This is a genomic window from Beijerinckia indica subsp. indica ATCC 9039 (assembly GCF_000019845.1).
Lineage (GTDB): Bacteria > Pseudomonadota > Alphaproteobacteria > Rhizobiales > Beijerinckiaceae > Beijerinckia > Beijerinckia indica.
The window spans coordinates 2,960,382-2,984,287 of the sequence record NC_010581.1 but is presented as its reverse complement, the minus strand read 5'-3'; the positions used below and the strand labels follow the sequence as shown (position 1 = coordinate 2,984,287).

Annotated in this window: 21 protein-coding genes and 6 pseudogenes; 8 read left to right on the top strand and 19 right to left on the bottom strand. The window is 56.6% G+C overall.

Annotated features, from left to right (window positions below; all coding sequences use genetic code 11):
• Positions 1–433 precede the first annotated feature (433 nt).
• Positions 434–1,193 (bottom strand): annotated as a pseudogene (locus BIND_RS20700) (IS3 family transposase); the annotation flags it as partial.
• Here BIND_RS20700 and BIND_RS13215 point away from each other — a divergent pair.
• Positions 1,173–1,565 (top strand): annotated as a pseudogene (locus tag BIND_RS13215) (transposase); the annotation flags it as partial. The pseudogenes BIND_RS20700 and BIND_RS13215 overlap by 21 nt on opposite strands.
• 40 nt (positions 1,566–1,605) lie before the next feature.
• Here BIND_RS13215 and BIND_RS20695 read toward each other — a convergent pair.
• The 6 genes and pseudogenes from BIND_RS20695 to BIND_RS13190 all read right to left on the bottom strand — a co-directional run bounded on the left by BIND_RS20695 (position 1,606) and on the right by BIND_RS13190 (position 7,957).
• Positions 1,606–2,356 (bottom strand): annotated as a pseudogene (locus BIND_RS20695) (IS5 family transposase).
• Between the two features lie 52 nt (positions 2,357–2,408).
• Positions 2,409–2,627, bottom strand: a complete 219-nt coding sequence (locus BIND_RS20690; RefSeq protein ID WP_081433823.1) for a helix-turn-helix domain-containing protein — start codon at positions 2,625–2,627, stop codon at positions 2,409–2,411.
• 37 nt (positions 2,628–2,664) lie between these two features.
• Complete coding sequence (locus BIND_RS13205) at positions 2,665–4,464, bottom strand: CocE/NonD family hydrolase (protein WP_012385557.1); 1,800 nt, start codon at positions 4,462–4,464, stop codon at positions 2,665–2,667.
• Positions 4,465–4,570: 106 nt separating this feature from the next.
• Complete coding sequence (locus BIND_RS13200; protein WP_012385556.1) at positions 4,571–5,557, bottom strand: SDR family oxidoreductase; 987 nt, start codon at positions 5,555–5,557, stop codon at positions 4,571–4,573.
• 45 nt (positions 5,558–5,602) lie between these two features.
• Positions 5,603–6,493, bottom strand: coding sequence for an SDR family oxidoreductase (locus BIND_RS13195; protein ID WP_012385555.1), 891 nt, complete (start codon positions 6,491–6,493; stop codon positions 5,603–5,605).
• Between the two features lie 510 nt (positions 6,494–7,003).
• A complete protein-coding gene (locus tag BIND_RS13190) occupies positions 7,004–7,957 on the bottom strand; it encodes an aldo/keto reductase (RefSeq protein WP_012385554.1) in 954 nt (317 codons plus the stop codon).
• A 170-nt stretch (positions 7,958–8,127) separates the two neighbouring features.
• On the opposite strand from BIND_RS13190, the gene BIND_RS13185 reads away from it, so the two are divergent.
• Positions 8,128–9,027: an AraC family transcriptional regulator gene (locus BIND_RS13185; RefSeq protein WP_012385553.1), complete on the top strand. Its 900-nt coding sequence runs from the start codon at positions 8,128–8,130 to the stop codon at positions 9,025–9,027.
• Positions 9,028–9,090: 63 nt separating this feature from the next.
• On the opposite strand, the pseudogene BIND_RS13180 reads toward BIND_RS13185, so the two are convergent.
• A pseudogene (locus BIND_RS13180) lies at positions 9,091–9,317 on the bottom strand (transposase); the annotation flags it as partial.
• Between the two features lie 289 nt (positions 9,318–9,606).
• Between BIND_RS13180 and BIND_RS13175 the strand changes: the two are divergent.
• From BIND_RS13175 to BIND_RS22345, 5 genes and pseudogenes are all read left to right on the top strand, one after another.
• Positions 9,607–10,548, top strand: a complete 942-nt coding sequence (locus tag BIND_RS13175; RefSeq protein ID WP_012385552.1) for an AraC family transcriptional regulator — start codon at positions 9,607–9,609, stop codon at positions 10,546–10,548.
• A 309-nt stretch (positions 10,549–10,857) separates the two neighbouring features.
• Positions 10,858–11,031, top strand: a complete 174-nt coding sequence (locus BIND_RS21655) for a hypothetical protein (protein ID WP_158304390.1) — start codon at positions 10,858–10,860, stop codon at positions 11,029–11,031.
• A 186-nt stretch (positions 11,032–11,217) separates the two neighbouring features.
• On the top strand, positions 11,218–11,451 hold the full coding sequence (locus tag BIND_RS22275) for a helix-turn-helix domain-containing protein (RefSeq protein ID WP_341872304.1): 234 nt from the start codon (positions 11,218–11,220) through the stop codon (positions 11,449–11,451).
• A 518-nt stretch (positions 11,452–11,969) separates the two neighbouring features.
• On the top strand, positions 11,970–12,527 hold the full coding sequence (locus BIND_RS13170; protein ID WP_012385551.1) for a histidine phosphatase family protein: 558 nt from the start codon (positions 11,970–11,972) through the stop codon (positions 12,525–12,527).
• A gap of 92 nt (positions 12,528–12,619) precedes the next feature.
• Positions 12,620–13,507 (top strand): annotated as a pseudogene (locus tag BIND_RS22345) (DUF2278 family protein).
• Here the strand turns inward: BIND_RS22345 and BIND_RS20675 are convergent.
• Positions 13,432–14,195: pseudogene (locus tag BIND_RS20675) on the bottom strand (IS5 family transposase). The pseudogenes BIND_RS22345 and BIND_RS20675 sit on opposite strands and share 76 nt — an antisense overlap.
• Before the next feature lie 58 nt (positions 14,196–14,253).
• Here BIND_RS20675 and BIND_RS21345 point away from each other — a divergent pair.
• On the top strand, positions 14,254–14,457 hold the full coding sequence (locus tag BIND_RS21345) for a hypothetical protein (RefSeq protein ID WP_148210640.1): 204 nt from the start codon (positions 14,254–14,256) through the stop codon (positions 14,455–14,457).
• 355 nt (positions 14,458–14,812) lie between these two features.
• Here BIND_RS21345 and BIND_RS13150 read toward each other — a convergent pair whose 3' ends face one another.
• From BIND_RS13150 to BIND_RS13105, 10 genes are all read right to left on the bottom strand, one after another.
• The gene (locus tag BIND_RS13150) at positions 14,813–15,946 is read right to left on the bottom strand and encodes an NAD(P)/FAD-dependent oxidoreductase (protein WP_012385549.1); all 1,134 of its coding nucleotides are present in this window, start codon (positions 15,944–15,946) and stop codon (positions 14,813–14,815) included.
• Positions 15,940–17,004 (bottom strand): type III polyketide synthase, encoded by a 1,065-nt coding sequence (locus tag BIND_RS13145; protein WP_012385548.1) that lies wholly within the window; start codon positions 17,002–17,004, stop codon positions 15,940–15,942. The genes BIND_RS13150 and BIND_RS13145 overlap by 7 nt, the downstream gene beginning before the upstream one ends.
• Before the next feature lie 14 nt (positions 17,005–17,018).
• Entirely contained in the window at positions 17,019–18,374 is a 1,356-nt protein-coding gene (locus BIND_RS13140) for an aspartate aminotransferase family protein (protein WP_012385547.1), read from the bottom strand.
• Positions 18,375–18,582: 208 nt separating this feature from the next.
• Positions 18,583–19,254: a tetratricopeptide repeat protein gene (locus BIND_RS13135; protein ID WP_012385546.1), complete on the bottom strand. Its 672-nt coding sequence runs from the start codon at positions 19,252–19,254 to the stop codon at positions 18,583–18,585.
• A gap of 172 nt (positions 19,255–19,426) precedes the next feature.
• Positions 19,427–19,813, bottom strand: a complete 387-nt coding sequence (locus tag BIND_RS20670) for a DUF2141 domain-containing protein (protein WP_158304389.1) — start codon at positions 19,811–19,813, stop codon at positions 19,427–19,429.
• Between the two features lie 387 nt (positions 19,814–20,200).
• Positions 20,201–20,602: a DUF4399 domain-containing protein gene (locus tag BIND_RS13125; protein WP_012385544.1), complete on the bottom strand. Its 402-nt coding sequence runs from the start codon at positions 20,600–20,602 to the stop codon at positions 20,201–20,203.
• Positions 20,603–20,627: 25 nt separating this feature from the next.
• Positions 20,628–21,200 carry a class I SAM-dependent methyltransferase gene (locus tag BIND_RS13120; RefSeq protein WP_244395886.1) on the bottom strand — a complete coding sequence of 191 codons (573 nt, stop codon included), beginning with the start codon at positions 21,198–21,200 and terminating at the stop codon, positions 20,628–20,630.
• Positions 21,201–21,337: 137 nt separating this feature from the next.
• The gene (locus tag BIND_RS13115; protein WP_012385542.1) at positions 21,338–21,967 is read right to left on the bottom strand and encodes a tetratricopeptide repeat protein; all 630 of its coding nucleotides are present in this window, start codon (positions 21,965–21,967) and stop codon (positions 21,338–21,340) included.
• A 289-nt stretch (positions 21,968–22,256) separates the two neighbouring features.
• Entirely contained in the window at positions 22,257–22,697 is a 441-nt protein-coding gene (locus tag BIND_RS13110) for a DUF2147 domain-containing protein (RefSeq protein ID WP_158304388.1), read from the bottom strand.
• A 260-nt stretch (positions 22,698–22,957) separates the two neighbouring features.
• Positions 22,958–23,770 carry an MlaA family lipoprotein gene (locus BIND_RS13105; RefSeq protein WP_012385540.1) on the bottom strand — a complete coding sequence of 271 codons (813 nt, stop codon included), beginning with the start codon at positions 23,768–23,770 and terminating at the stop codon, positions 22,958–22,960.
• Between the last annotated feature and the right edge of the window lie 136 nt (positions 23,771–23,906).

Genomic DNA, 23,906 nt, shown 5'->3' with positions numbered 1-23,906 from the left:
TGTCAGCGGACATTCGCGAGCGAACACCGGGCGGCCCGTCTCCAGAATTTGATCGCTCTGAAATGATAGATCTCTTACTCACAAAATGGTAAGTTGAGCGACTTATGATGATTTAATGCATTGATATAATTGCAAATATTTATCTGTATGTGTCGTCTTACTCACAAGTCGATAATTAAGAAGACAATCTGATAGCCTTCGTCCAACTGTTATGCTATCAATTGGCGTGAAGAGAGATGGCTGCACCTTTGATCACAAGACACTTGAAGTCATCTGGCTGATGGCGGTGGAGCGGGTGCAATCGGGAGAGCCGGCCTCGGCAAGGCGGCCGGACGGCTGAGTTGTTTGTCACACTGTTGAAAAAGATGATGCGGTATCGCACGACGCCAGAGCATCTGGTGCTTGAGCTGCTGCTGGTTTTGTGGACACGAAGTTAAGCTAATCCAACCTTTGTCTCGAACTCAATTGGGCTGAGATATCCCAGCGTCGAGTGCCTGCGAACCGCGTTGTAAAAGCGCTCGACGTAATCGAACACATTCGCTCTTGCCTGGTCTCTTGTCCGGTATGTTTTGCTCGCCGTCCTTTCGGTTTTTAGCGAGGAGAAAAAGCTCTTCATCGCGGCATTGTCCCACACATTTCCTGATCGGCTCATCGAGCAAGTGACGCCATTGTTGGCCCGCAAGCGCTGGAACCGCTCGCTCGTGTATTGGCTCCCCGATCGGAATGATGCAGCAGAGCGTTCGGTTTGCCGCGGCGCCAGATCGCCATGATGAGAGCATCGGTGACAAGCCCTGCCGTCATCTCCGCCTTCATTGACCAGCCCACGACACGGCGCGAGAAGAGATCAATCACGGCTGCCACATAAAGCCAGCCCTCGGCCGTCCAGATGTACGTGAAGTCTGCAATCCACTTCTGGTTCGGCCGTTCCGCCACGAACTGACGATCGAGTACGTTCGGCGCCACGGCCTGGCTCGTAAGGCCTGAGCCCGCAGCAGACGCTCGATCCTGTGCAAGCCGCAGGACAGACCTTCTGCCAGAACGTCCCGCCAGACTCGACGGGCGCCATAGGTACGGGCGCTCCCGATGAAGCTCGCCCGTACCGTGGCGCCGATCGCTTCATCCTCTTGTGCCCTCCGGCTCGGCTTTCTGGTCAACCAAGCATGAAAGCCTGAACGGGAGACGCCCAGCAGATCACCAACTGCCAGATCGGAGTGTTCGCGGCCTATGTCTCCGGCAAGGGGCACGCCTTCATCGATCGTGCTCTGTATCTGCCGAAGGACTGGACATCGAAGCCAGCGCGTCTGAAGTCGGCGCATGTTCCAGAGGAGATAGCCTTTTCCACGAAACCGGCTCTGGCCTGCACGATGATCGAACGCTGCATCGACGCGGGTGTGCCGTTCCGCTGGGTTGCGGCTGATAGCGTCTATGGCGTGGGCGATGTCGAGCAGATGCTGCGCAAGACCGGGACCGGCTATGTTCTCGGCGTGAAAGGCAATCACTGGTTTGGGTCGTGGGCCACAAAGCCGCTGATCGCCGGAGAAGCCAAGGATATCGCGCAGGGGCTATAAAATGCAACTGTAGTGCTAGGGTCAGGACTCAAATAAATCAGATCCAGAAGGCTACGGCGGCGACGAGGCAAAGTGCGGACAAGAAATTTTGTGCGAGTTTGTCATATCGTGTGGCAATGCGCCTGAAGTCCTTCAGACGGCAGCAGCAGCGCTCAACGACATGGCGGCCTTTGTAAGCCTGTTTGTTGTGGCGTATTTTCTTTTTGAGGTTTGACTTGCTGGGGATTGTGGCCTTGATGCCGTGCTCTTTGAGAAAGGTTCGCAGGGCGTCTGTATCGTAGCCCTTGTCTGCCAAAAGTTCCTTGATACCGGGGACAAGGCTGACGCAGGCCTCGGCCATTACACAGTCGGCGGTATTGCCTGACGTAAGAATGAACGCCCACGGACGGCAGAACTGGTCGACGATCGCGTGGATTTTGCTGTTGCGCCCGCCCTTTGTAAGGCCGATCGCCTGCGCTTCGGCCCCCCTTGTCCGCCTGTCCCACTGCGGTGGACTTTGACATGCCTGCTGTCCAATGCCACTTGTTCGGGAGCTGCCTCGGGAGCCGCCGCATGCGCGAAAGTCTTCTGCCAGAGGCCGCGTTCGCTCCACCGGACAAAGCGATTGTAAACCGTTTTGAAGGGACCATATCCTTCGGACAATCTTTCCAGCGACACCCTGATGTCAGCACATGCATGATGCCACTCAAGATACGCTAATCATCCCCGCGCTGAGGCCCCGGCTGGTTCGTGGGCAAATGCGGAACGATCCTGGCCCATTGGTCGTCACTGAACCAGAACAAATTCATATCCATCGACTTGGCCTCCATCCCAAAACCAAGCCATTGAATTAAAATATGGTTAATCGGATCTTAACCCTAGAAACTCCTGTCCTGCAACAGTTGGACGTGTTCCACTATTACTCCGCTCAAACAGGAGAGCGCCCAACTGGGATTCGAGATCGCGTATGGCACGACTTAAAGTCGATTGGCGGACATTGAGGACTTCAGCCGCTTGACGAAGACTTCGATGTCTGGCCGCAATGATCGCCCATCGTAAATCTCGAAGCTCAGTCTCCACGGTGAAGGCGCCCACACTAACCCGCCTACGACCCTCATCAGGGAGCCGTAATCCGCGGTAGTAGAAGATAGGATGCGTGCTCTCCGCCCGTCGCAACCGTGTCCGTCCCGCCGTAGACTGCGGGATTGCGGTTTGGATGCGCGGCGAAGAAAAGCCCGGAGTTGTTCGAATTCGGAAGGTCGTAGTCCTTCGCGTGAACGGTGCTAGCCCCCGGGCCGTACCCGAAATCCTTGCCCTGGACCGTCAGCGCCAGACGATATCCCTTGGGGATGACAATGCTCGTCGGCTCCGTGAACTCCACGTCGACTGGGTACATTTGCCCTGGCGTCATGGGCGCCGAACCAAGGTGCGGATGGAACAGGGCGTACTCGGTAGACTTCGCGGGGTCGACCGCGCGTTGTGAGACGCGGAGATAGCCCAAGCCAAGCGGCACATTCGGGTCGCTGTTGCCCATGAAGGTGACGTCCCGCCCCTGCGGATCGATCAACCGCACAGCCGCGAAAATATCCATATCTGCGGTCGAGGAGCTGACCCAAAGCCTGACGCCGAATGGGCCGGTGAATTCCGTCTCCGTTTCAAAGGGCGCGGACGTGAAGGTCAATCCGTCCCCCAATCCAGGATAAGATTTCTGCGCGGGCGCAGCGGTGGGCAGACCTGAGCCCATCGAGCTCGTCGCAGCATCAAGATACCATTTTTCCCAGCGCGTGCCCGGGAGCGGCCAAGCCGATGCGTATCGCCAGGTGGCGCCATCCGGGCGGCGGACCTGCACCGCGACCCGCGGTTCCTTTTCCCATCCGTTGTTTTCGCCCTTCAGGAAGTGATCGAAGAAGCGTTTCTGCAGCGCGATCGACTCCTCGGAATAGAAGGGCGTTAGGTGATCACCGGTCTGGATGCGCAGCCATTTTTGCTTGCTGGCGGCGGCGCGGTAGCCTTCTGTGCTCCAGTCCGTCCAGTTGGCGACGTCGAGCAGTGGCACCGTGATCCGACCACCGTCCGGAGTCCGCTGGTGATAGTAGGCGCCGTCGAAGGGGTGCTTGGCGAAGGCTTCGACCGGATCAACGCGGTTCTGCTTCAAAATCTCCGGAGAGAGAGCCGTCCCGGTGTCTTTTCCGCCATTGATGGAGTCAACCAATGGCGTTTCTGCATTGCCGTTCTGGTTGGGCACCACCTGGTGAGTCCACCAGTATTCCCACGCAACGTTGAGAAGCCCACCATAGTAGGCAATCTCGCGGTATTGGTCGAACGCACCCTCCCAGGGCAGGATCGCCGCAAGACCTTCAGGCTGGAGAGCGGCGACCTGATACTGGTTGATCGCCTGGAACGATGTGCCAAACAGACCGACCTTCCCTGAGCTCCACGGCTGGCGCGCCGCCCAAGTGATCAGCGTCGCATAGTCCTCGGTCTCGCGCGGGGAGAAAGGGTCGAGCACGCCGGGCGATGCACCGGCGCCGCGGACGTCGGCATGAATGACGATGTAACCGTTTGCGACCCAGCGCTCCGGGTCGGGCGCCTCGAAGCGGATGTAGCGGCAGGAGGACTTCTTGCAGAGATCCGGATATTTCGCGATCAGCTTTGCCCAGGATGTCTTGTAGGCCGGTGCATCGGCCATGCTCGTATCTTTGCCGTAGGGCCCCATCAGCATCAGAACCGGATAGTGACCTGGCTTTTCGGGACGGTAGATATTCACGCGCAGTTGCACCCCGTCGGTCATGGTGACCGGCACATCATGGTCGAAAATCATGCCGGGGACGCCGGATGCCACAGGCTCCGCCCAACTTGGCGGGGCGAGCGCGATGGCGACGGTGAAAGCTAAGGGCAAAAGTTTGGTCAATTGCATTGGAAAAACTCATCTGTTCCCCGCAGGCCGCGCCGCGGCGCTCTTTAGTCGCGCGTGATGTCCGCCACTGGAGCCGTGCAGGATGGTTTCTGGGTTTGCGCTCGCTTCAGTGGGACGACGGCGATGCAGGCGCGTCCGCGCTGCGAAGAGTGCTTGCGATGTCGATCATCAGCCGGGGATGTGTTGGCTCCCAATTCAGCCGCTCACGCGTGGCCTGGCTTGAAGCCGGATTGTCCGCGCCAATGAACGGCGCGAGCCAGCCGAAATGTTTGGCGGCCTCCTTCGAAGATTGACTTCTGACCGGGAGCTCGAGACGGCGGCCAATGGTCTCCGCGATGTCGCGCATCGGGATGCCTTCTTCAGCGACCGCATGGTAGCGAACGCCGGCCTCACCGCTTTCAAGCGCGAGCCTGAACAGGCGGGAGGCGTCAAGCCGATGCACTGCGCTCCATCTGTTGCTGCCATCGTCGACATAGGTGGAGACCTGCTTCTTGCGCGCGAGCGCAATCAACTGAGTGACAAGGCCCTGCCGCGTCTCATCGTGTACTGATGGAGGTAGCCTAACAATCGTCGCCCTTACGCCGCGTGCCGCGAGCGACAGGGCTGCATTTTCGCATCGGGATCTGATGCCGCCCACCGCGTTCCGATCGGCGGCGTCTGATTCCACCGCCAAGCGGCCCTGCGCCATCGCCATCGTCGGGAAGGCAATGACAAGCGATCGGTCCTTTCCGCGGAGTCCATTGCCGATTGTCTCGATCGCGCGCCGGTCTGCCTCGACGGCGGCAGTCATGAACCGCTGGACAATGTTGCTCGGGCTCCCCCCGAACACGACCTGCAAGCGAGTTCCAAGACTGGCCTGCGAAAATGCATGGAAAAAGGCCGTATGGATTGCGCCATCGGCCTCGGCGGCTGCCCGGCTCAGGCCTCCCAGATCCTCGATCGTGCCACGGTGGGCTTTCGCTCCGGCGGCTTCAAGCCTTGCGGCCGCCTCAGCCGAGCGGACGAGCCCGGTGACTTGGTGGCCAGCCTCTATGAGGTCGCGGACGATCGCAGCCCCTATGAAGCCTGTGGCGCCTGTAACAAAAACCCGCATCCTGGCTCTCTCCTGGTTTCAACTTGGGCGAGGTCGGCCGACGGCTCAGGAGCCGAAGTAGTCCGGCTTGGCGAGATCATCGAGCAGCCCTGGCTGTTCCGGCTTCCAATCCAGAACCGCGCGCGTGCGGTCGCTGCTGGTCGGCGCGTCGATGCCCACGAACGGCGCAAACCATCCGAAGTGCTCAGCCGCCCCATCGGCGGAAATCGAGATCAAAGGCAGATCGAATTGGCGGGCGATCGCCTCAGCGATGTCCTTCAGCGCAATGCCCTGTTCGGCGACGGCGTGAAACGGCCCTTCAGCGGTGTGATCCAGCGCGAGGCGGAAGACCCGGGCGGCGTCAAGCCGATGCACCGCAGGCCAGCGGTTCTTGCCGTCGCCGATATAGGCCGAAACGCCCTTATCGCGAGCGATGCCGGCGAGGCGCGGTACGAAGCCATGATCGCCCACGCCATGGACCGAGGGGGCAAGCCGCACCGTCGCCACCCGGACGCCGCAACCGCGAAGCTCTTCGACCACAGCCTCTGAGGCGCGCGGGAAACTCTCCGTCACGGGAGGTGCCACATCTGCCTCGGTGGCGAGACGCCTGGGCGCGAGCAGTGCGACGCCGGACGTGACGACAAGCGGCCGCTCGGACCCTTCGAGTTCCGCGCCCAACACCTCGATAGCGCGCTTGTCGGCCGCGCAGTTCTCGGCAAAGCGCGACCAGTTATGGTTGAAGGCGGTGTGGATCACGGCATCGGCCTGTCCTGCGGCGGCCCGCAGCACATCGAGGTCCTCGATCGCTCCGCGCACCACCTGCGCCCCGGTCGCAGCAAGCTTCTCGGCGCTTGCGGATGACCGGGAGAGGCCCGTGACCTCATGGCCCGCGGCGATGAGATCCTCGACCACGGCCGAGCCGACCCATCCCGTTGCACCGGTGACGAATATCCGCATGCCTTCTCCTCGTTCGAAATTGCCTCCCAAATTAGGTAGTTGCTCGGGAACGATCCACGCCATAAAATTCGCAAATAGTTCGCAATCGTTCAGGAGTGGCGCATGGACCCGCTGTCGGATGTGCTCGCAGCTTCGCCGTGGCGCTCAAAGCTTGATCCTCAGCGAGGGCCTCGCAGGGATCAGTGCGGCTGTATTTAGTCAGCGTCCAAGAATCGGGGCGCGAGTGCGCTGCCGAAAACCAGATAGCTCGGTCGCAGATTAACAGTGGCCCCGCGATGCGGCCCCCATTCGAAAGTTGAGAGGGACTAGATGGCCGCTGATATGCCCGCGCGTGCCAATCGCCGCGCAATTTTGGACGCCGATAACCCCTCAACAAGAGCCAATCTTTCACGCCGGACAACAGCAACGACCGGGCGCTGATAGTCGGGAACCGGTAAAAGCTTGAGTAGTCGCCATATTGAGTAGCCACTTTCGCGGCGATGGCTGCTCTGCTAAACGCCCCCTTCGAACTTACATTTCTTGTTCCCACCAGCCGCGGGTGTTCACGTTAGCGGCGTCAGCGAGAGTTTCTAGCTCTACGATGTCGTCGCGAGAGAGCGCCATAGCGCTGGCTCGTATCAGGCCATCGATGTAGTTGGGCTTGGTGACGCCGATGATCGGCGTCGCGCCCTTGGCGATGGCCCAAGCTGTCGTGACATCGGGAGCTGCCGCATCCTGCTTCTGGCCGATCGAGGCGAGCTTGTCCGTCAGGGCCTTCAGCTGAGACAGCATGCCATTGTAAGCCTGCGCCCGGCTGCTGCCTTCCGGCAGCGGGTTCTCCGGACTGTACCTGCCGCTCAGGGCGCCCTGTTCGAGCACCATATAGGCGAAGAACAAGATGCCCTGGTTGCGGCAGTAGTCCAGGATGCCAGCGTTCTCAGAGCTGCGGTAAAGGAGACTGTAGTGGTTCTGGATGGCTTCGACCCGAAACCCGGCTTCTCCGAGGATCCGGTTGGCGAACTCGATTTCGCCCAGGTTGTGATTCGAGACGCCGACATGTTTGACCTTTCCACTCTCCAGCAGCGGGATCAGGTGGGGCGTCCACCGTGCCACATCGGCAGGATTGTGAATCCAGTAAAGGTCAATGTAGTCGGTGCCGAGGCGCGCCAGACTCTGCTCCAGCATGTCCGCCACCGGATCATCGCTAGTCCCCGCAGCCTGCGGGGTGAACTTCGTCGAGAGTTGATAGTCGCTGCGGGCGTAGCGTTTCAGGACTTCCCCGAGTACGGTTTCTGAACGGCCCATGCCGTATACCATAGCGGTGTCCCACAGGGTGAAGCCGGCCGCATGCGCTTTGTCGGCAACTTCTTCCAGGCCAGCCCGAGTCAAGGGGCTGCCGAAGTAGCCGTCGCCAGTCTCGCCGCTGTCACCCCAAGCCCAGGTCCCCAGTGCGACCGTGGGGATCTTCAGATTATCGATTGTCATGTGCGCTCCTTACTTGTTCTGCCGCCAGGTTTGCTGTGACCCAGGCGATGCTGACATCATGAGGCGAGGCGAAACCGAACCGTTAGCCTGATGCGCCGGGATTACTGCCCAATCCTCCAGAAGCCGCGTTTCGCATTGCCGCCCTTCCGCGCATCTGCGATGGTCGTCTCATGGAAACACTGACCGAAATCTCTGCGGTGATTGCCCGGCACGTCTCGAAGGATGGCTTCCACGCCACCCCCATCGAACGGGTGAGGCTTGCTCGATCCTCCACGGTGACGATGCCGATGCCGAATGTTTACCGGCCGCAATTGTGCCTCGTTGCACAGGGGCAGAAGGAGGTCACGCTGGGTGACCACGTGTTCCGATATGCGCCGGGCCGCTATGGGGTCGTGACGTACGACCTACCCGCTGTAGGCCATGTGATCGAAGCGACGCCTGAGAAGCCCTATCTCTGCCTGTTCCTCGATTTCGATCCGGTGATGCTGGGCGAGTTGGCGTCGCGCGTGCTGCCTCCGCCGGGAGCGCCCTCCCTGCCCATAGGCAAGACGGTGTCCGACGCCGGCACCAGTCTGCTCGACGCGGTCCTACGCCTGCTGCGCCTGCTCGACGATCCGGCAGCGCTGCCCGTGCTCGGGCCGCTTGCCGAGCAGGAAATTCTCTATCGCCTGCTTGCCGGCCCGGACGGCGCCAGGATGCGCCACATCACTTCCAGCCAGGGTCGGGTGGCCCAGGTCGGCCGCGCCATCGCCTGGATCGGGCAGCACTTCCGGGAACGGTTCAGCATCGAACGGCTTGCCGCGGAAGTGGGCATGAGCCCGTCGAGCGTGCACGAGCATTTTCGCGCCGTGACGGCGATGACGCCGCTGCAGTTCCAGAAGCAGCTCAGGCTGCAGGACGCGCGCAGCTTGATGCTGGTAGAGGATATCGACATCACGACTGCCGCCCTCCGCGTGGGTTACGAAAGCCCGTCGCAGTTCAGTCGCGAATATCGCCGCCACTTTGGAGAACCGCCGGCGCGCGACATAGCCCGCTTACGCGCTTCGCCGGGCTTGGCAGTGGTAGCTTGAGTTCAGCTTACCGACGTCGGCGTTTCGTCGAACAGCCGTGGCGTGCGTTAGAATCCCTCTGATTTAAGTTGAAGCATAACCGGCGTGTCGGATGTATGCGGCGCATTCGGCGGGTTTGAAGTGATCGAGGAGCGCTCCGATCCGTTGCCATGTTGCCTCGACGGTTCGTTCTTCTGCCTTGCGGATCAGCGTCTTGAGCTTGGCGAACATCATTTCGATAGGGTTGAGGTCGCACTGTAGGGTGGCAGGAAGAGCAGGTGGGCGCCGGCGGCACGGATCGCCTTGCGCGCGCCATGGCCTTGTGGCTGGCGCGGATGCGCATTGCGCAGCACTTTGAGCATCGAAGGCACGACTTCGATCCCCATGAAATCCGGAACGCTGATTCGTACAACGCCGGCGGCCTCATCCAGTGGGGCGGTGGCCCGGCGAATATCGCTGAACATTCGTCCTGCCGTCTGCGGGCCGGTGCGATCGCTATGGCGCCGCTTCACGCTCACCTCGCCGCAACCTACGGCGTTGAATAGGGACGATTAATAACCTATAATTTGGAATTAGTTTTCGATCGTTCAGGAATGGCGAATGGACCCGCTGTCAGATGTGCTGGCACTCCTGAAACTGCGCAGTTACGTTTCAGGCGGCTTCGATGCGGGTGGAGACTGGGCCATCAGCTTCGGGCCGCACGATGGAATCAAGTTCCACGCCGTCGTGACCGGGTCATGCTGGATATCGGTCGAAGGCGATGCATTCACACGGGTCAACACGGGCGAATGCTTCTTGCTCCCGCGGGGCCGACCCTTCCGCATCGCCAGCGATCCGTCGGTGGAGCCGGTCCCCGTGAGCGAAGTCCTGCCGCCGCAACCCAATGGTCGCATCATGACCTACAATGGGGGTGGAGACTATCTGAGCATCGGTGGCTACTTCACGCTGTCGGAAGGACAGTCGGAGCTGCTTCTGAATGTCCTTCCGCCACTCCTCCACATCCGTGACGAGCCCGGGAGTGCGACGTTACGCTGGTGCGTCGAACGCATGCGGCAGGAGCTTGCCGAGGGACAACCTGGTGATTTCATTGTCGCCCAGCAGCTGGCGACCATCGTGCTGGTGCAGGCGCTGCGGCTTTACCTATCCGGCCGAACAACCGAAGAGGCAGGATGGCTCTTCGCGCTCGCAGACAAGCGGCTACGCGCGGCTATCGTGGCGATGCACGGAGCACCTGACCGGCGGTGGACGCTTCACACCCTAGCGAGCGTGGCAGGGATGTCGCGCACTGCTTTTGCGGTGACCTTCAGGGAGGCGGTGGGCTTGTCACCAATGGAATACCTGGCGCATTGGCGGATGACACTCGCCGCCGAGGAATTAGCCCACTCGCGGAAATCAATCGCGGCGATCGCACTGGAGGTTGGCTATGAATCAGAGAAGTCCTTTAGCACGGCTTTTAAGAGAGTGAAGGGTCGACCGCCGCGTGAATTTAGCCGGCTTCAAAAGCAAATATCCGGCCGAATGGATCAAGCCGTATTCAAATAGATCCACTATATAAACAATGAATATTCGTTCACGTCGGCGACGAAGTAGGCCAATTTTTTATGCGACAAGCGAGACAATCCCTAGAAGCACTTGAAGTCTTGCTTCTACCTATACTGGACAGGTTAAACCTTGTCGGGATGCCATTAAATAGAGACCGACAAAAACCTGGGGGTCACCAATGGAAAATCCGCTATTTTTGGAGAGATGATGATTGCGGAGTTTCCAATGCGATCGACCTTGAAGCTTGAGCACATAGACGAGGCAGGAGTTCTCCAGTCGTGAACCATTGGCCATATTAAGCGCTCAGAATTGGTCTCAGAAGCCGACCTCGGCCTCACGCATGAGGACGGCAAATACCTGATCCGTCAAATTCAGGCGGAAGTCGCCTGCGATCAGGTTCAGGCTTTCATCGCAAAGACTCGGCTTTGCGGCAGTTGCGGCCGCGACAAAGTGTTCGGCGACAGCACTTTGCTGGGGATCTGAACCGCTTACGCTGCGCCGCACACAAAGCTTGAGCGTGCGCTTACATTTTTTCGTGCCGCAAATCAGAATCCATCCTATTGATGTCGGCTACATAATTGATGCCGGCAGCACGCAAAGTGATACAGAACCTATTTAAAGACATCCCGACACTCGCATCTCGCCGCGCTCATCGATCTCGCCCTCCGCGTGCCCCTGGTCTCGAGCGATCTCATCGCCAAGGAACTGGGGATCACGCCGCGTGCCGCAGCTCTCGTGGCGACGCTCGGACTGCGCGAGCTGACGGGGAGGGGCAGTATCGCGCCTGGGGGATTGTGTGAGGGATCAGGCTCTCGGTTTGGAAAGAACCGTGCCCAAGATGTTGAAGGATCAATTATCTTTTTAATTCATCACCGAACGCTCAGCGCTTCATGCCCCCGTTAATTTCGGAAGCTATTTTTCGAGTGATTAGTACTATCGGACGATAGAGAATACATTCTGTCAATCTTGTTGACATTATCGTTAATGTCATTAAACTAATTCTTGAAGTTGTAAATGGTATAGCAACGTTGAGGATATCCTCACAATTAGCTTACCCTGCAGCATACTCAATGCAAAGTGCCATCATAAACGGGTTCCCCGTGTCAGCGGAGGATGCGAAGATCTGTTATGTAAGCGATGCTGGCTATGTGAGTGTCATCTCTCTGTTAGAGGCTCACTTCTTGAAGTAGGACTGCATTTGCCTCGCCAGAAAGGATCGACCATCGCCGCATGCGCTGGTCTCCACGAGGAGCCCACCATGTTGCATGGTCCGCTCCGCCATGCTGGACGGGCGTCTACACAACCAAATCATTCCAGTCAGAAAAGCGGCGTAGCCCCAACTCTTTTCCAGTCCCGCTGGAATTTTGGATGGGCTGACATTTCGATTGGCGCAACCAGTCGAGTAGGGAGAGGGGGGCAGTATGCCGGCGCAAAAGATCCTGGTCATCCGCCACGCGGAAAAGCCCGAACACCACGTGACCGCCGGCGTAGATGAGAGTGGGCAACCTGACTCAAAATCGCTAACGCCGCGTGGCTGGCAGCGCGCCGGCGCCCTGGTCCAGTTCTTCGCACCCGGGGACCACGACCCGCCCCCACCGCTCAAACGTCCGAAGTACCTGTTCGCTGCCTATGCCGACCCGGCGTCGGACGATGATAGCAAGCGGCCGCGCCAGACGATCGAACCTCTCGCGGCCCACCTCGGTCCGGCGTCGTCGATCGATGATTCCTGCAGAAAGGACGAACTCCAGAAGGTCATTGGTAAAGCGATGAGCGCTGACGGCACCGTGTTGATCGCCTGGGAGCACAAGAGAATTCCACCGCTCGCCCATTTGCTAGTCCCAGAGGGCGAGCCAGTGCCAAACTGGCCAGACGACCGCTTCGACATGGTCTGGATTTTCGACTGGGTAGGCGGCGCTTGGCACCTCACCCAGGTGCCGCAGCTCCTGCTCGCCGGAGATAGAGCGGAACCGATTGTCTGACCTGATACCCAATGTGCGCCACGGAGCTTGACGATGGGACAGATCAATTATAGCCGCCTAAAGGGGAAAATCGATCGGTTCAAGCCGGCGCTATCAGGAAATCCACACCTCTGGATGCTTGTAGATGCTGGCTCGGATTCCTTCTTCGCGACGGTGAACGTTCAGTCGTCGAAGGGCAGTTCGGGCTCGCCCGTAGCCGAGACCTATCTCAATTTCCTGGTCGATGGGACTTTCGCCATCCGCTCGTCGAACACCTCCGGGACCTCCGCCCTGGTCTCGCGGTCCAAGAGCGCAGCTATGCGGCTGGTGCTCTCGACTACATAAAGGGAAACTTATTCGATCCGCGCAAAATGCGCGTGCTGCCGAGCGAGAGCGCCGGTGGGGAATGACCTGGTCCATAGGCTCGAGGCCTTGTTGGACTGGCCAGGGACCAAAACGACGACATCGTCATCATGGGCAGCCAGTTTCACACCTCGCACGGCCAGACAAACGCCGTGTTCGGCGAGACGCCCGAATTCGGTATCGACAACACCCACATGGCCCAAGGTGACCCGCCTGAAATCGACGACCGCCTCCACGAGAACGGTACCTGGCATGACGGGGCGATCTTCCTGCTCAGCACTAACACCGATCGCGTCACTGCCATCTTCCTCGCCTTCCAAACCCAGGCTTGGCAGACCGACGCGCAAGGGCAAGCGGTGGAAGGTACAACTGGCTTCGAGGCGCCTCGCTATGACTTCGCCGACGGCGGTCTCGGGAATCTCGTGCCGACCGCAGCGCCGGTCGCTGAGCTCACTTCACTCAACCGCCTTGTCAGCGGCACCGGACGCCTCGTGATCGCTAATATGTCGACCGTTCTATTGGACGTTTCTGGTTGGTCAGTCACGAGCCCTAGGGCGTCGACTCATAAACTTTGGCACCAAATTCTTATCGCGACGAGTTTGATAGCGGCGAGGAAGTTGGCGGGGTCTTTGTCGTAGCGTGTTGCGATGCCGCGGAACTGCTTGATCCGGTTAAAGAACCGTTCCACGAGGTTGCGTTGCCGATAGACCCAACGCGAGAAGGAGAAGCTCCCCTTGCGATTGTCTTTTGGTGGGATGTTGGCCCAGGCTTTCCGCTCCGCCGCCTTGGCTCGGATAGCGTTGCTATCATAACCCTTGTCGGCCAGCAGGATGTCTCCTTCGCCGAGACCATCGGTCAACGCATCGGCTTCGGTGCAGTCCGCGACCTGACCGCCGGTTAAGCGGAGGGTGACGGGGCGCCCTTCGGCATCGACGAGAGCATGGATTTTGCTGGTGAGCCCGCCGCGGGAACGTCCCATGCCGCCATCGTCTCCATCCCCTTTTTTCCCGTAGCCGCGTGCTGGTGAACGCGAACACAGGTCGAGTCAATCATGACGATGTCACCGTCGTAAGCCTCTGAAACCGCGTCGAGAAGCCGATCCCAGACCCCGGCTTTCCGCCACCGCACAAAGCGGTTGTAGCAAGTGGTCGGTGGGCCGTAGCGCTCTGGAATCTCTGCCCAAGGCGAGCCCGTTCGGAACCGCCAAAGAATGCCATTCAGCACCCGCCGATCATCGACGCGAGCAACGCCACGCGGTTTGTTGGGCAATAGAGGCGACAGGATCCACCATTCATGGTCGGTGAGTTCGTAGCGGCGGCGCGTCATCTGGCTTCCTCTTTTGGAAGCCTTGAATCATGCAAACTGACAATCGCAAAGCGAATTTATGAGTTTACGACCTAGTGGCGCGATCAATCTTCCCGCTACAACTATCGAGCCTGGCCAGCCATTGGCGCTCGATCTACCGAGTAATCTGATCGACGATGCTGGAGGCATCCTCTCTCTGCTCGATCCGCATGACAGGAAAGTGGATGGCGTGTCGTATTTTGGAGGCCCTGGCGGAGGTTGGAGCACGAGCTTCGCGACATGAGAGATGCAGAGAAATAAAATAGGTAGCTCGCGCTCACCTGCTCGCTGCTCTGCCTAACGCATTGGCTGTATGATTTTGAAAGCGCGCCAAGCTGTCCCAAGATAGTAAGGGGCTGATAGGATCGTCTAATCGAGGCGGCAGAGTCAAGCAGATTTTGTAATTCCTGAGACGCGTGATGCAGGGTGTCTTAGCGGTCGGCATTAGCCGCCGCATGATGGAGCTTCGCGGGAGGAGCCTTCAAATGTAAACGACGCACTTTGCTGAGCCAGCGGTGCATCCCATCAAATGGCTGCAACAGAAACCATGCTGCGGCAGATACCAACCGGCTTAGTGGTATACATTACATCCCGCCTTCTTATACAGCATGTAGCGTCACTGCATGCGTAAGCAAACCTACGGTCAGAGCTAGGATATCTAAGGATGCAGCAGCGGGATGTCGGGCTCCAACATGCGCCGCCAAAAGGCGGCTGAAGGTACCAGGCTGGGATGCCAACGCTTGTAGGCCGATTTTTCGCAAGCCATGGTGTTCATCCATGAGAAGGAGCAGACGCGCCATAAAGAATGGCATTCGGCATATCCGACGGTGCGCCGCCTCGTAAGACGATAGGTCGTTTTCTGCCAACGCCGCGGCGAGTGCTTCTGCCTGTCGAAAAGCGAGGGTCAGACCTTCACCCGTGACCGCGTCGATGGAACTAGAAGCATCCCCAATCAAGGCTATCCGGCCGCATGTTACTCGGCGCAGATGTACGGATGCGACCTTTCCTCCGCGCACTGCATCAGTTGGTTCGGCGTTTTTGAGGTGTCTGCCAAGTTGGGGAAAATGAGCCGCAAGTTCTGTAAAACGTAACTCTCGTTCCCGGCTGAGCAGCGCTATGCAGACCTCTTCTGGTCCCACCGGGGTGACATATGCCTGGCATCCGTTGGCCCAATGGACTTCGACAAAGTCGGACCACGGCTTTATACGGAAGTGCTGACGTAGGCCGATCCGCCCACCGTCTTGACGGATCGGTGACAAACCCGCCCATTGGCGGATTTGTGAAACCGAGCCATCGGCCGCTATGATCCATCGACAGCGTATGAGTTGGTCGCGGAGTCTAACCCCCTCAGGATCAACTCCCGTCACCTTCATACCCCAGGCAGTCACGATGCCAGCTGCGCGCGCTCGATCCTGAAGGATGTGGTGTAAAGCCGTGCGGCGAATGCCAATACCGCTTCCACGAGGAAAGGATGCCTCCGCGATTCGTTGGTCACCGACGAATCGGATCCCGCGAAAAGGTACGCCATGGTCCACACCGAGACAGACTCCGAGGCGGGACAAGGCCGTGACTCCATCCGGCATCACGCCTTCTCCGCAGGCCTTGTCGGTCGGTGGCTGGGCCCTGTCAACGACACAGACCTCAAACCCTTTTTGGCGCACGGCAAGCGCAGCGGCAAGGCCTGCGGGGCCACCGCCCACTACGACGATTTCCGTTTCCAAAGGAATCACCATCGAAGCAGGATCATCTCGGAGCAGAAACCCGGCCCCATCGCTAAAAGCACGCCGAAAGTTCCAGGGTCTGGCCGGTGCTTCTCCGCGATGTCCTCCAGCACCAGCAGCACGGAAGCAGAGGAAAGGTTACCGAAACGACTGAGGCTATCCCAAGACCGCTCCAGATGGCGATCTTCGAGCTCTAGCGCTTCCTGCATCGCATCAAGGACACGAGGCCCACCTGTATGGATCACCCAGTTTCCGATATCGCTTCGCGTGAGGCCGTGCTCATTGAGAAATGAGTCAACGTCGCGCGAGAGGTTGGCTTTAACCAGATCCATCAAGCCGGGCGACAGCACGATCTGGAATCCGGTTTCGGAAATGCCCCAGCCCATGATGTCTTCAGTACCAGGATAGAAAAAGGACCCGTTCGCCAAGATCTCAGGGCCTGCACCCGGTCTCTGGTCGTTCGTGGTCTGCGACCCCGAAACGATGACGGCGGCGGCACCGTCGCCGAAAAGTCCAGACGCTATCACATTCACTGCCGAAAGATCGTCGCGCTTGAGTGTCAAGGAGCAGACTTCGACAGCGAGCAGAGCAGCGTTATGACCAGGATAGGCCAAGGTGTAATCAGCTGCTCTGGTCAGACCGAGGGCACCGCCGACGCATCCGACACCGAAAATTGGCGTGCGTTTGATGTCGGACCGCAAATTCATGCGGTTAATGAGGCGGGCGTCCAGCGAGGGGCTAGCGATGCCCGTGATCGAAACGACAAATAAGGCATGCAAGTCCTGCCGGGAGATTCCCGCTTTCGTAAGCGCTTGGTCAAGCGCCCGCTCACCATGCACCTGCGCAACTTCGAACCATGCGGCATTTGTTTCGCCCCAGGACGAAAACGTAGGATAACGCTCGAGAGGAAAGGCCAAATGACGGGAGGTTACGCCCGTGCGAGAATGGAGCCGATCAAGTTGTTCTGGATTCTTGAGCTTATCTCCCCAGAACAACTTTAACGCTCCAGTCAGTGTGTCTTGAGGATAAACGTACTCGGGCATTGCACTTGCTACGCCGCTAATTCTCATAGTTTGTTCCCTAATTACACGTTCGCCAGAACGCGACGTCCAATGCCCAGGGCTTCGGACCAGAAGGAAGTGGACGTGTGAGCGAGACTCACGACCTGTTCGACGGCCGTTATATAATGTTCGATTTGCTCATCGCTGACGACGAGCGGAGGCGCGATTTTAAGAGTCAGGAAATTATTGCCGCAGATTTGGCTCAATATCCCGTGGTCTTTGAACAAGCGCATCACCACCACTTGTCCGAACATTGCTGGATGTATCTTCGAGAAGGTCTCGAAGGGAATCCGCAGCAGATAGGAACGCGGTTTCCGAAATTCGATCGCATTGAGCAGACCAAGGCCCCGGACCTCGGCCACCATCTCATATTTGCCGAGACGCTCGGTTAACGTCCGCCGAAGATATTCGCCTAGCGAAGCCGCACGCGCACCGAGCTTTTCATCTTCCAATATATCAAGCGTCGTGAGTCCCGCTCGCATGGCGAGACTGTTTTCACTGTAGGTGGTGGTATGAATGAACGCGCGCCTCAGAGAACTGTAAATCGAATTGCAAATAGCGTCGGACATGAGGACCGCGCTACAGGGAATAAGTCCACCGCTCATCGCTTTGGCGAGAACAACCATGTCGGGCTCGACGCCGAAATGATGCGCAGCCAGGAAATCACCGGTCCGGTAAAAGCCTGTTTGAACCTCGTCGAGCACAAAGAGTGTGCCATAACGGCGGCAAAGCGCCTGAGCTTTGATGAGGTAGTCGGGCGCTGGAACCCGCACACCGCCTTCGCCCTGGATTGGTTCCAACACGAAGGCTGCGAATGGCTTTGCAGCTAGCTTGTTTTCTAGTGCCTCGATATCGTCAAATAAGACGGATTCAGTCTCTGGCAGCAAAGGCCCGAAGCCCGCCTTCCAGAATTCGTCCGACATGAGCGAGAGCGCGCCGCAAGTCAAACCGTGAAAGCCGTCAGCGGCATAGAGGATGCCAGAGCGTTCAGTGTGCGCGCGAGCGAATTTTATTACGGTTTCGACACCTTCGCTACCGGAACTAGCGAAGAACACCTTGGTAAAGCGGCCACCTGCTCTGGCGCAGAGCTTTTCTGCAAGCTCCCCCGCGAGGTCTGAGACATGAGTTTGCAGCATTGCTGGACCTGACCGGTCGAGCTCTTCCTTGAGCGCGGCGATCAACCGCGGATGATTGTGGCCAATATTGTGAACGCAATATCCTGAGTTAAAGTCAATGATCGCCTTTCCGTCAGATGTATGTAGCTCTACCCCATGACAATGAACGTAATTGACGTTCATTTCCAAAACATCGAGCAAGTGAACCCATTGCGGATTGACATACCGCTCGTAGGAATTGTCGTTTCGAACGCTCTGCAACATCCAGCTATACAGTCCGCTTCAATGTTTGTGGATTTCGTTCCAAAAAGTATATCTTCCGTTCTATCATCACAACAATCTTTTTGTTTCATCCTCGAAACAATCGTTCTGCAAATCTATTATTATTATCGACTTGAGCAGCTGCTTGGTTATCATTCGGTTACACGTAAACGTCGTTCGTGAGGACGGGTTATGTTCCCGATGCTTTTCATCACGACTTGTCTTGAATCTTCGCGAGTAACTCCCGTATGACAAGACGGCAGTGTTCGTCCCATATCGGACGGTTACGTTGGTGCGGCAATGAAAGTGCATGATGAAGGACCTCGGCAGCTCTCGTATAGTCCTTATCCGAATAAAGAAATTCTCCGTAGAAAAACCAGGCATCCAACCCGTTTGGTGCCAGCTGTACAGCCTCTTCGAATAATCGTCGTGCTTTGCCAGTATCGCCAAACGCAACTGGAAAGCCAGGAACTCGATAGTAAAGGACGCCAAGAATCGTTGGGGCAGCCGCGTCAAGCGCGGCGGGATCCATCGCGTAGGCCTTCTCAAGAATATCTCGGGACCTCTTGGCCAGACCAAGAGCCGAGAATGCGCTCGCCATGGAAGCTCGCTCGCTCGTGACAATACCGTCCCATATCAAAGCCTCGACCCTATCAGGATATTTTGTTGCAACAGAGTCAGCTTCTTCACCAAGGGCATTCATGAGCTGTACCCTCTTCGATACGTCGGAAACACTAAACTTGATGCTCTCCCACTGCGTCCGTAGATGCTTGATCTCGGTATCTAAAGAAGAATTGTCTACAGCATTGACCGGCAATACGAACAGACAGGCGACCAAGATGGAAAGGCGTGCAGAGAAAGTCGTAAACATCTTTACGGGCATGAAGTGCCCCCTCTTGATCACGAGGCCGGATAAAATCAGATCGATACGACCAAAGGTTCAGGCGTTGAATCATTCGAACTAGTGTTTCTGATCGCTTCGTTCGTAGATATGAGGCGACAATACCGACCTTATAATGGGCGCGTCCGCTTCGCTTTCTACAAAATATCGTGGTCTAATAATGAAGATGAACAACGATATTTGTATTTGAATTCGCGACATCGAATGCAGATGGTCCAAAACGCGGCGGTCCGATGACCGTTGGATCGTTCGACAATCCCCACCCTTCTTCTGGGAACATCCCCAATTTCAAATCCAGCTTTTTATTGTCATTTGCATCATGATAGGCGACCACTGCGTACTGTCCAGCAGGTAAATCATTAAAGGTCACTGAGATCGACTCAGAGTTGGCAGCCGTAGAGATTATACGCGATGCGCGCTCCTCGTGTCGAAAACTATCATCATTCGCGTATAGCGCAACACGAATGGAACCTGGGCCCACATGTATGTCGTCAACCGTAACCTTGAGTCTTGCGGCGTTTGCTATTCCACCGAGCAGCATTACGCTTATCATAAAGACCAAAACGGCAAGCCATGTTGATGATAGAGTGGTTGTACAGAATCGGTCAAAACTCAAACTAACCTTCCTATGCATCGCGGCCATTCTGATTATAGGACAACTAAACATCGAATTTCTTTCGTGAACAGGAGGCAAAGAAGGAGAGGTTCGGATCTAGTACGGTTTGTTACGTAATGCTTGAGGCATCCCCTATACTCGGGTGTACCGGTTTACAATCGGATATGCCAAGAATTGTATAGCTATCGCCACAGTGCCGGGAATACCGTGAACTTTGCGAATTATTTTCTAGACAGCTCTTACTGAAGGGAGAAGGCGTAAACTTCATAAATCAGGAGCGGTCTTAAATGTGAAACGCGCGAATGAAATGCATTATTTCACATCAATGCTGATGGTCTGACTGACATCAAGCCCATAGGACTGATGTATGCCATCGCCAAATTGCAAAGTCAGCGTGTGATGTCCAGGTGGTAGGCTCAACTGAGTTTCAGTCTGGCCCTTGCCGAAATGCAGACTTTTATCGTTAAGAGCGATCACGGTGCCTGTGGGCAACGCAATACCATCAACGATAAGATGATGATGACCCGTGTTGGGTGTAGCATCACCTGCGGGGCGAATTTCCAAACCTTCAAGACCAAATTTGACTGTGAATGGGCTTGAAACGTGCTCACCATCCACGGGTTCGATAAAATAGACATGTGGCGATGCCGCGTGGACCGGAATTGCAAGTATTACCGCTACTGTGACTGCGGCAATAGATTGAAAAAGCTTCATTATTTACTCCTAATGCGTGATGCTGTTATGCCGGCTTAAAGGATTTCTCAGCAATCGCGAGCAAGCCCCTGATCCCGAACGGAAGATGCAACGTGTGGATCGTGACTTCAGGGGCATCAAACCCACCTCTTTCGAGAAGGGTCCGCAAGTCTCTTTGGTCGAAAACCAGATGTGTATCGGGACTCGCGAAGGGCCATTTTTTCATGGTCGAACTGTCTGTCACATAGACAACGAGTCGGCCACCGGGTCGCAACACGCGATGGATTTCGGACATTTCATGGCCGGCAGGGCCAAAAAAATAGACTACATTCACGAGTAGGATCTTGTCGAAAGCTGCGACCTTCCAGGGAAGGGGACAGAACGTACCTTTGAGAAGGTTCATCTGACCTGACTCTATTGCTGAGCGGTTCCTGCGTGATGCTTGCGCCAACATGAGGGCAGATTGATCGACGCCATATACTTGGCCCTGCAAAACGCGGCACGATAGCGCGGCGAGGCCCCGTCCTGGTCCGAAGCCTAGTTCAAGGACAGTATCGCGTTCGACGAGCTCAAGAGCAGCGATCGCCACACGATTCGGCTCGTCGTTGATTATCGCCATGAGCCACCCAACAATGGAACCCGCAACACCAGTGGGATGCTGCAGTTGTTTGCCGATCATTTGCCAGAACCGGTCTACGTAACGATTGGATATGATCTTGGTCTTACGGTGAACGGCTCGATGATCTGTTTGCGGCATCACATCTTGGCCCGGATCTTTTCAATCAACTCGCCAATCATGAGGTGGCGGTTATGATCCCAAAGCGGTCGGTCGGGATGTGGAGGGAGCTTTTGCGCGCGAACAAAAACATCCAATGCCTTCGCATATTCCTTCTGATTATAAAGAAAATCACCGTAGAAGTACAAAGCATCGAGCCCGGTAGGTGCGAGCTGAACGGCTTGTTCGAGCAATTGGCGGGCCTTCTCCGTGTCACCGAATCCGATAGGAAATCCCGGGACCCGATAGTAAAGAACGCCGAGGCTTGTCGTGGCTCCGGCCGACAATGCAGCCGGATCCTTTTTGTAGGCTTTCTCCAAAATATCACGGGCCCGTTTTGCGAGGCCTAAAGCACTCAGCGGATTCGCCATCGAGGCACGCTCACTAGTGATGATCCCGTCCCAGATTAAAACCTCAACCCGGCCAGGGAACCGGGTCTCTGCGGCGTCAGCCTCTTCTCCCAGCGAATTCATAAAGGCGGTCTGCTTATCGCCCTCTGGAACTTCGAACTTGTAAGTTTCCCACTTGGTCTGGAGCTGGCTAACAGTGGTGAGGGCAGGGTCCTCCACAGCCATCGCGGCCGGAGAAAAGATTGCGGTGAGTGTGCACATAAAGAGACAATATAGGGTGCTCGATCTATGGAGCATGAGGAAACTTTCTAAGTCAAGGAGAAGCCTTACAAAGTTGACACCTTAGTCGGGTCCTCCGCGTTGAATCAGAGTTTTTGTTCAGCTGCTACTCAAGCCCCAATACCAAGCGAGCGCCAACTAAGCTGTAAATGCACTTGAAGGTTGCATTGCCCCGCGGTGACGTGAAAGTTAGGATTAGATTTCACATACACAATTAAAGAATGGAGAAATGCATAGACGGATGACTCTAGGGAGCTGAGTCCTCCGCTACTCATTGAGCAAGCTCGGGCGGCTTAGGAATGGCCTGCGCTCGTGTAAAGATTTGGGATTTACAGAGAATGTGCAGGAGGCATCCCTCGACCTCGGCTTTCTCACCGGGAAATGTATCACCAATCACTTTGAAGGTGACGTCGTAGATCTTGCCGTCTGCCGGATTGTAGGCCTTGCCGCGCCAATAGTTTTTCTCCGGCTCGAGGTCATGCAAGAGGTCGATACCGATTATCGGCCGATTGCGTTTTTTCGGGTCTGTATTCTCTTGGTCCACTTTCGGCGTGCCGTCACTCTCATTGGGCTCTTTCAACCAGACGAGGGTGCCGCAATAATGAGCGTCGCATGGCGCAATCTTGATGATTGATTTATTATCCTTAGTGAACCAGAGGCCGGACGGATCACTTGCCGGAGCCGCGCTTGCAAGCGGAGCGATAGGGCCCAAGAAACACCAAAAGCTTAGGATAGCGATGGGCACCGATTGCCGCGAGCGAATTGGATCGCACATATCGAAGTCTCTGACGAGGTGCCGGGAACTATGGACTTTTGACATTTTTTGAATTCGCCCTGAATCGTTGCATTGCCAATTGCCTTATCCAGCCGCTTACGATGTAAGCCTCACGCATAGTAGATGATATGACCATCGAGCCATACCTGCTGCTTGCGTATACATTTACAATTGTAGTGACACAGCTTATGTTTCTCTCAATTGTTGGGCGCATCAGCGATACTTGAACCGGACTGCGAAACGAGCCCTATCTTGCCTTCCTCGATCAGTTTTGCGCGCTCTCGTGCTTTGACGAGGCGGGTTGACGCGTAATAGTCTTGTGAACTTTTCTCGAGCGCGTCAGTTTTTGATAGACTTTCCGCCCGACTATTGACCGCACCGACCCCACCTACGCCTTTCTGAGCATAGGATACGACGTTCATCGCACCGCCATGAACGAAGCCAAACGGAGAGGCCACACTGGTTACTACCGCTGCCACGGTGTCACGAACGTTTGAGGGACCAAGCAAGGGTAGTTGCACTGAGGGCCCTGCGTCGATACCCCAAACACCGAAGGTCTGCCCGAGATCAGCCTTATGAAACGGCTTCTCCCACATGGATGCGACATCGAACAGGCCAGCAGCACCCACTGTAGTGTTTATGGCAAAACGTTGAGTTGTGTTCCAAGCGCGCCTGCCGTTTCCCTGTAGAACATCGTTGACGAAGACTGTAGGCTCACCCGTATTTCTGACAAAATTTTGGATACTTTTTCGTGCACCTTCGGGAACGTAATCTAAGTAGGTGCGCGCTATAGGTCTCATGACATAATCGTCGACAGCCTTGTTGCCTTTGAAGATCGTACGGTTAACGGATTCAGCTGGATCGTTAGTGCTATCGTTCACCCGCAATTGGGTAGAGTCGTGAGGCTCTTGATTAGATGGATTCTCCAGATCAGTCGCATAGACAGGATGAACAAGAAATGATCCAAAGATGCTCACGCAGGCGCAGCGCTTAACGAAGGAAAGGAACATTGAAAGTACCTCCTGAATAGTTCGCAACTCCAACAGGAATAAAAGCTAAAATTATCTTGATCGGCTTCGAGTTTTTTAGATCCTGATGAATGAAACTATGCGCCGCCGACACGCAGAAAACATCGGCATAGTAGCA

Bases quoted from the DNA above. Each gene is read 5' to 3' on its own strand.
- BIND_RS13170 (WP_012385551.1), top strand. From the start codon at position 11,970: ATGCCGGCGCAAAAGATCCTGGTCATCCGCCACGCGGAAAAGCCCGAA.
- BIND_RS20670 (WP_158304389.1), bottom strand. From the start codon at position 19,813: ATGCTGCTCGGTGGAATAGCAAACGCCGCAAGACTCAAGGTTACGGTT.
- BIND_RS13140 (WP_012385547.1), bottom strand. From the start codon at position 18,374: ATGTTGCAGAGCGTTCGAAACGACAATTCCTACGAGCGGTATGTCAAT.
- BIND_RS13190 (WP_012385554.1), bottom strand. From the start codon at position 7,957: ATGACAATCGATAATCTGAAGATCCCCACGGTCGCACTGGGGACCTGG.
- BIND_RS13125 (WP_012385544.1), bottom strand. From the start codon at position 20,602: ATGAAGCTTTTTCAATCTATTGCCGCAGTCACAGTAGCGGTAATACTT.
- BIND_RS13175 (WP_012385552.1), top strand. From the start codon at position 9,607: ATGGACCCGCTGTCAGATGTGCTGGCACTCCTGAAACTGCGCAGTTAC.
- BIND_RS21345 (WP_148210640.1), top strand. From the start codon at position 14,254: ATGAGTTTACGACCTAGTGGCGCGATCAATCTTCCCGCTACAACTATC.
- BIND_RS13200 (WP_012385556.1), bottom strand. From the start codon at position 5,557: ATGCGGGTTTTTGTTACAGGCGCCACAGGCTTCATAGGGGCTGCGATC.
- BIND_RS13150 (WP_012385549.1), bottom strand. From the start codon at position 15,946: ATGGTGATTCCTTTGGAAACGGAAATCGTCGTAGTGGGCGGTGGCCCC.
- BIND_RS13105 (WP_012385540.1), bottom strand. From the start codon at position 23,770: ATGTTCCTTTCCTTCGTTAAGCGCTGCGCCTGCGTGAGCATCTTTGGA.
- BIND_RS13115 (WP_012385542.1), bottom strand. From the start codon at position 21,967: ATGTGCACACTCACCGCAATCTTTTCTCCGGCCGCGATGGCTGTGGAG.
- BIND_RS13195 (WP_012385555.1), bottom strand. From the start codon at position 6,493: ATGCGGATATTCGTCACCGGTGCAACGGGATGGGTCGGCTCGGCCGTG.
- BIND_RS13120 (WP_244395886.1), bottom strand. From the start codon at position 21,200: ATGGCGATAATCAACGACGAGCCGAATCGTGTGGCGATCGCTGCTCTT.
- BIND_RS13205 (WP_012385557.1), bottom strand. From the start codon at position 4,464: ATGCAATTGACCAAACTTTTGCCCTTAGCTTTCACCGTCGCCATCGCG.
- BIND_RS13135 (WP_012385546.1), bottom strand. From the start codon at position 19,254: ATGCCCGTAAAGATGTTTACGACTTTCTCTGCACGCCTTTCCATCTTG.
- BIND_RS13145 (WP_012385548.1), bottom strand. From the start codon at position 17,004: ATGAGAATTAGCGGCGTAGCAAGTGCAATGCCCGAGTACGTTTATCCT.
- BIND_RS13185 (WP_012385553.1), top strand. From the start codon at position 8,128: ATGGAAACACTGACCGAAATCTCTGCGGTGATTGCCCGGCACGTCTCG.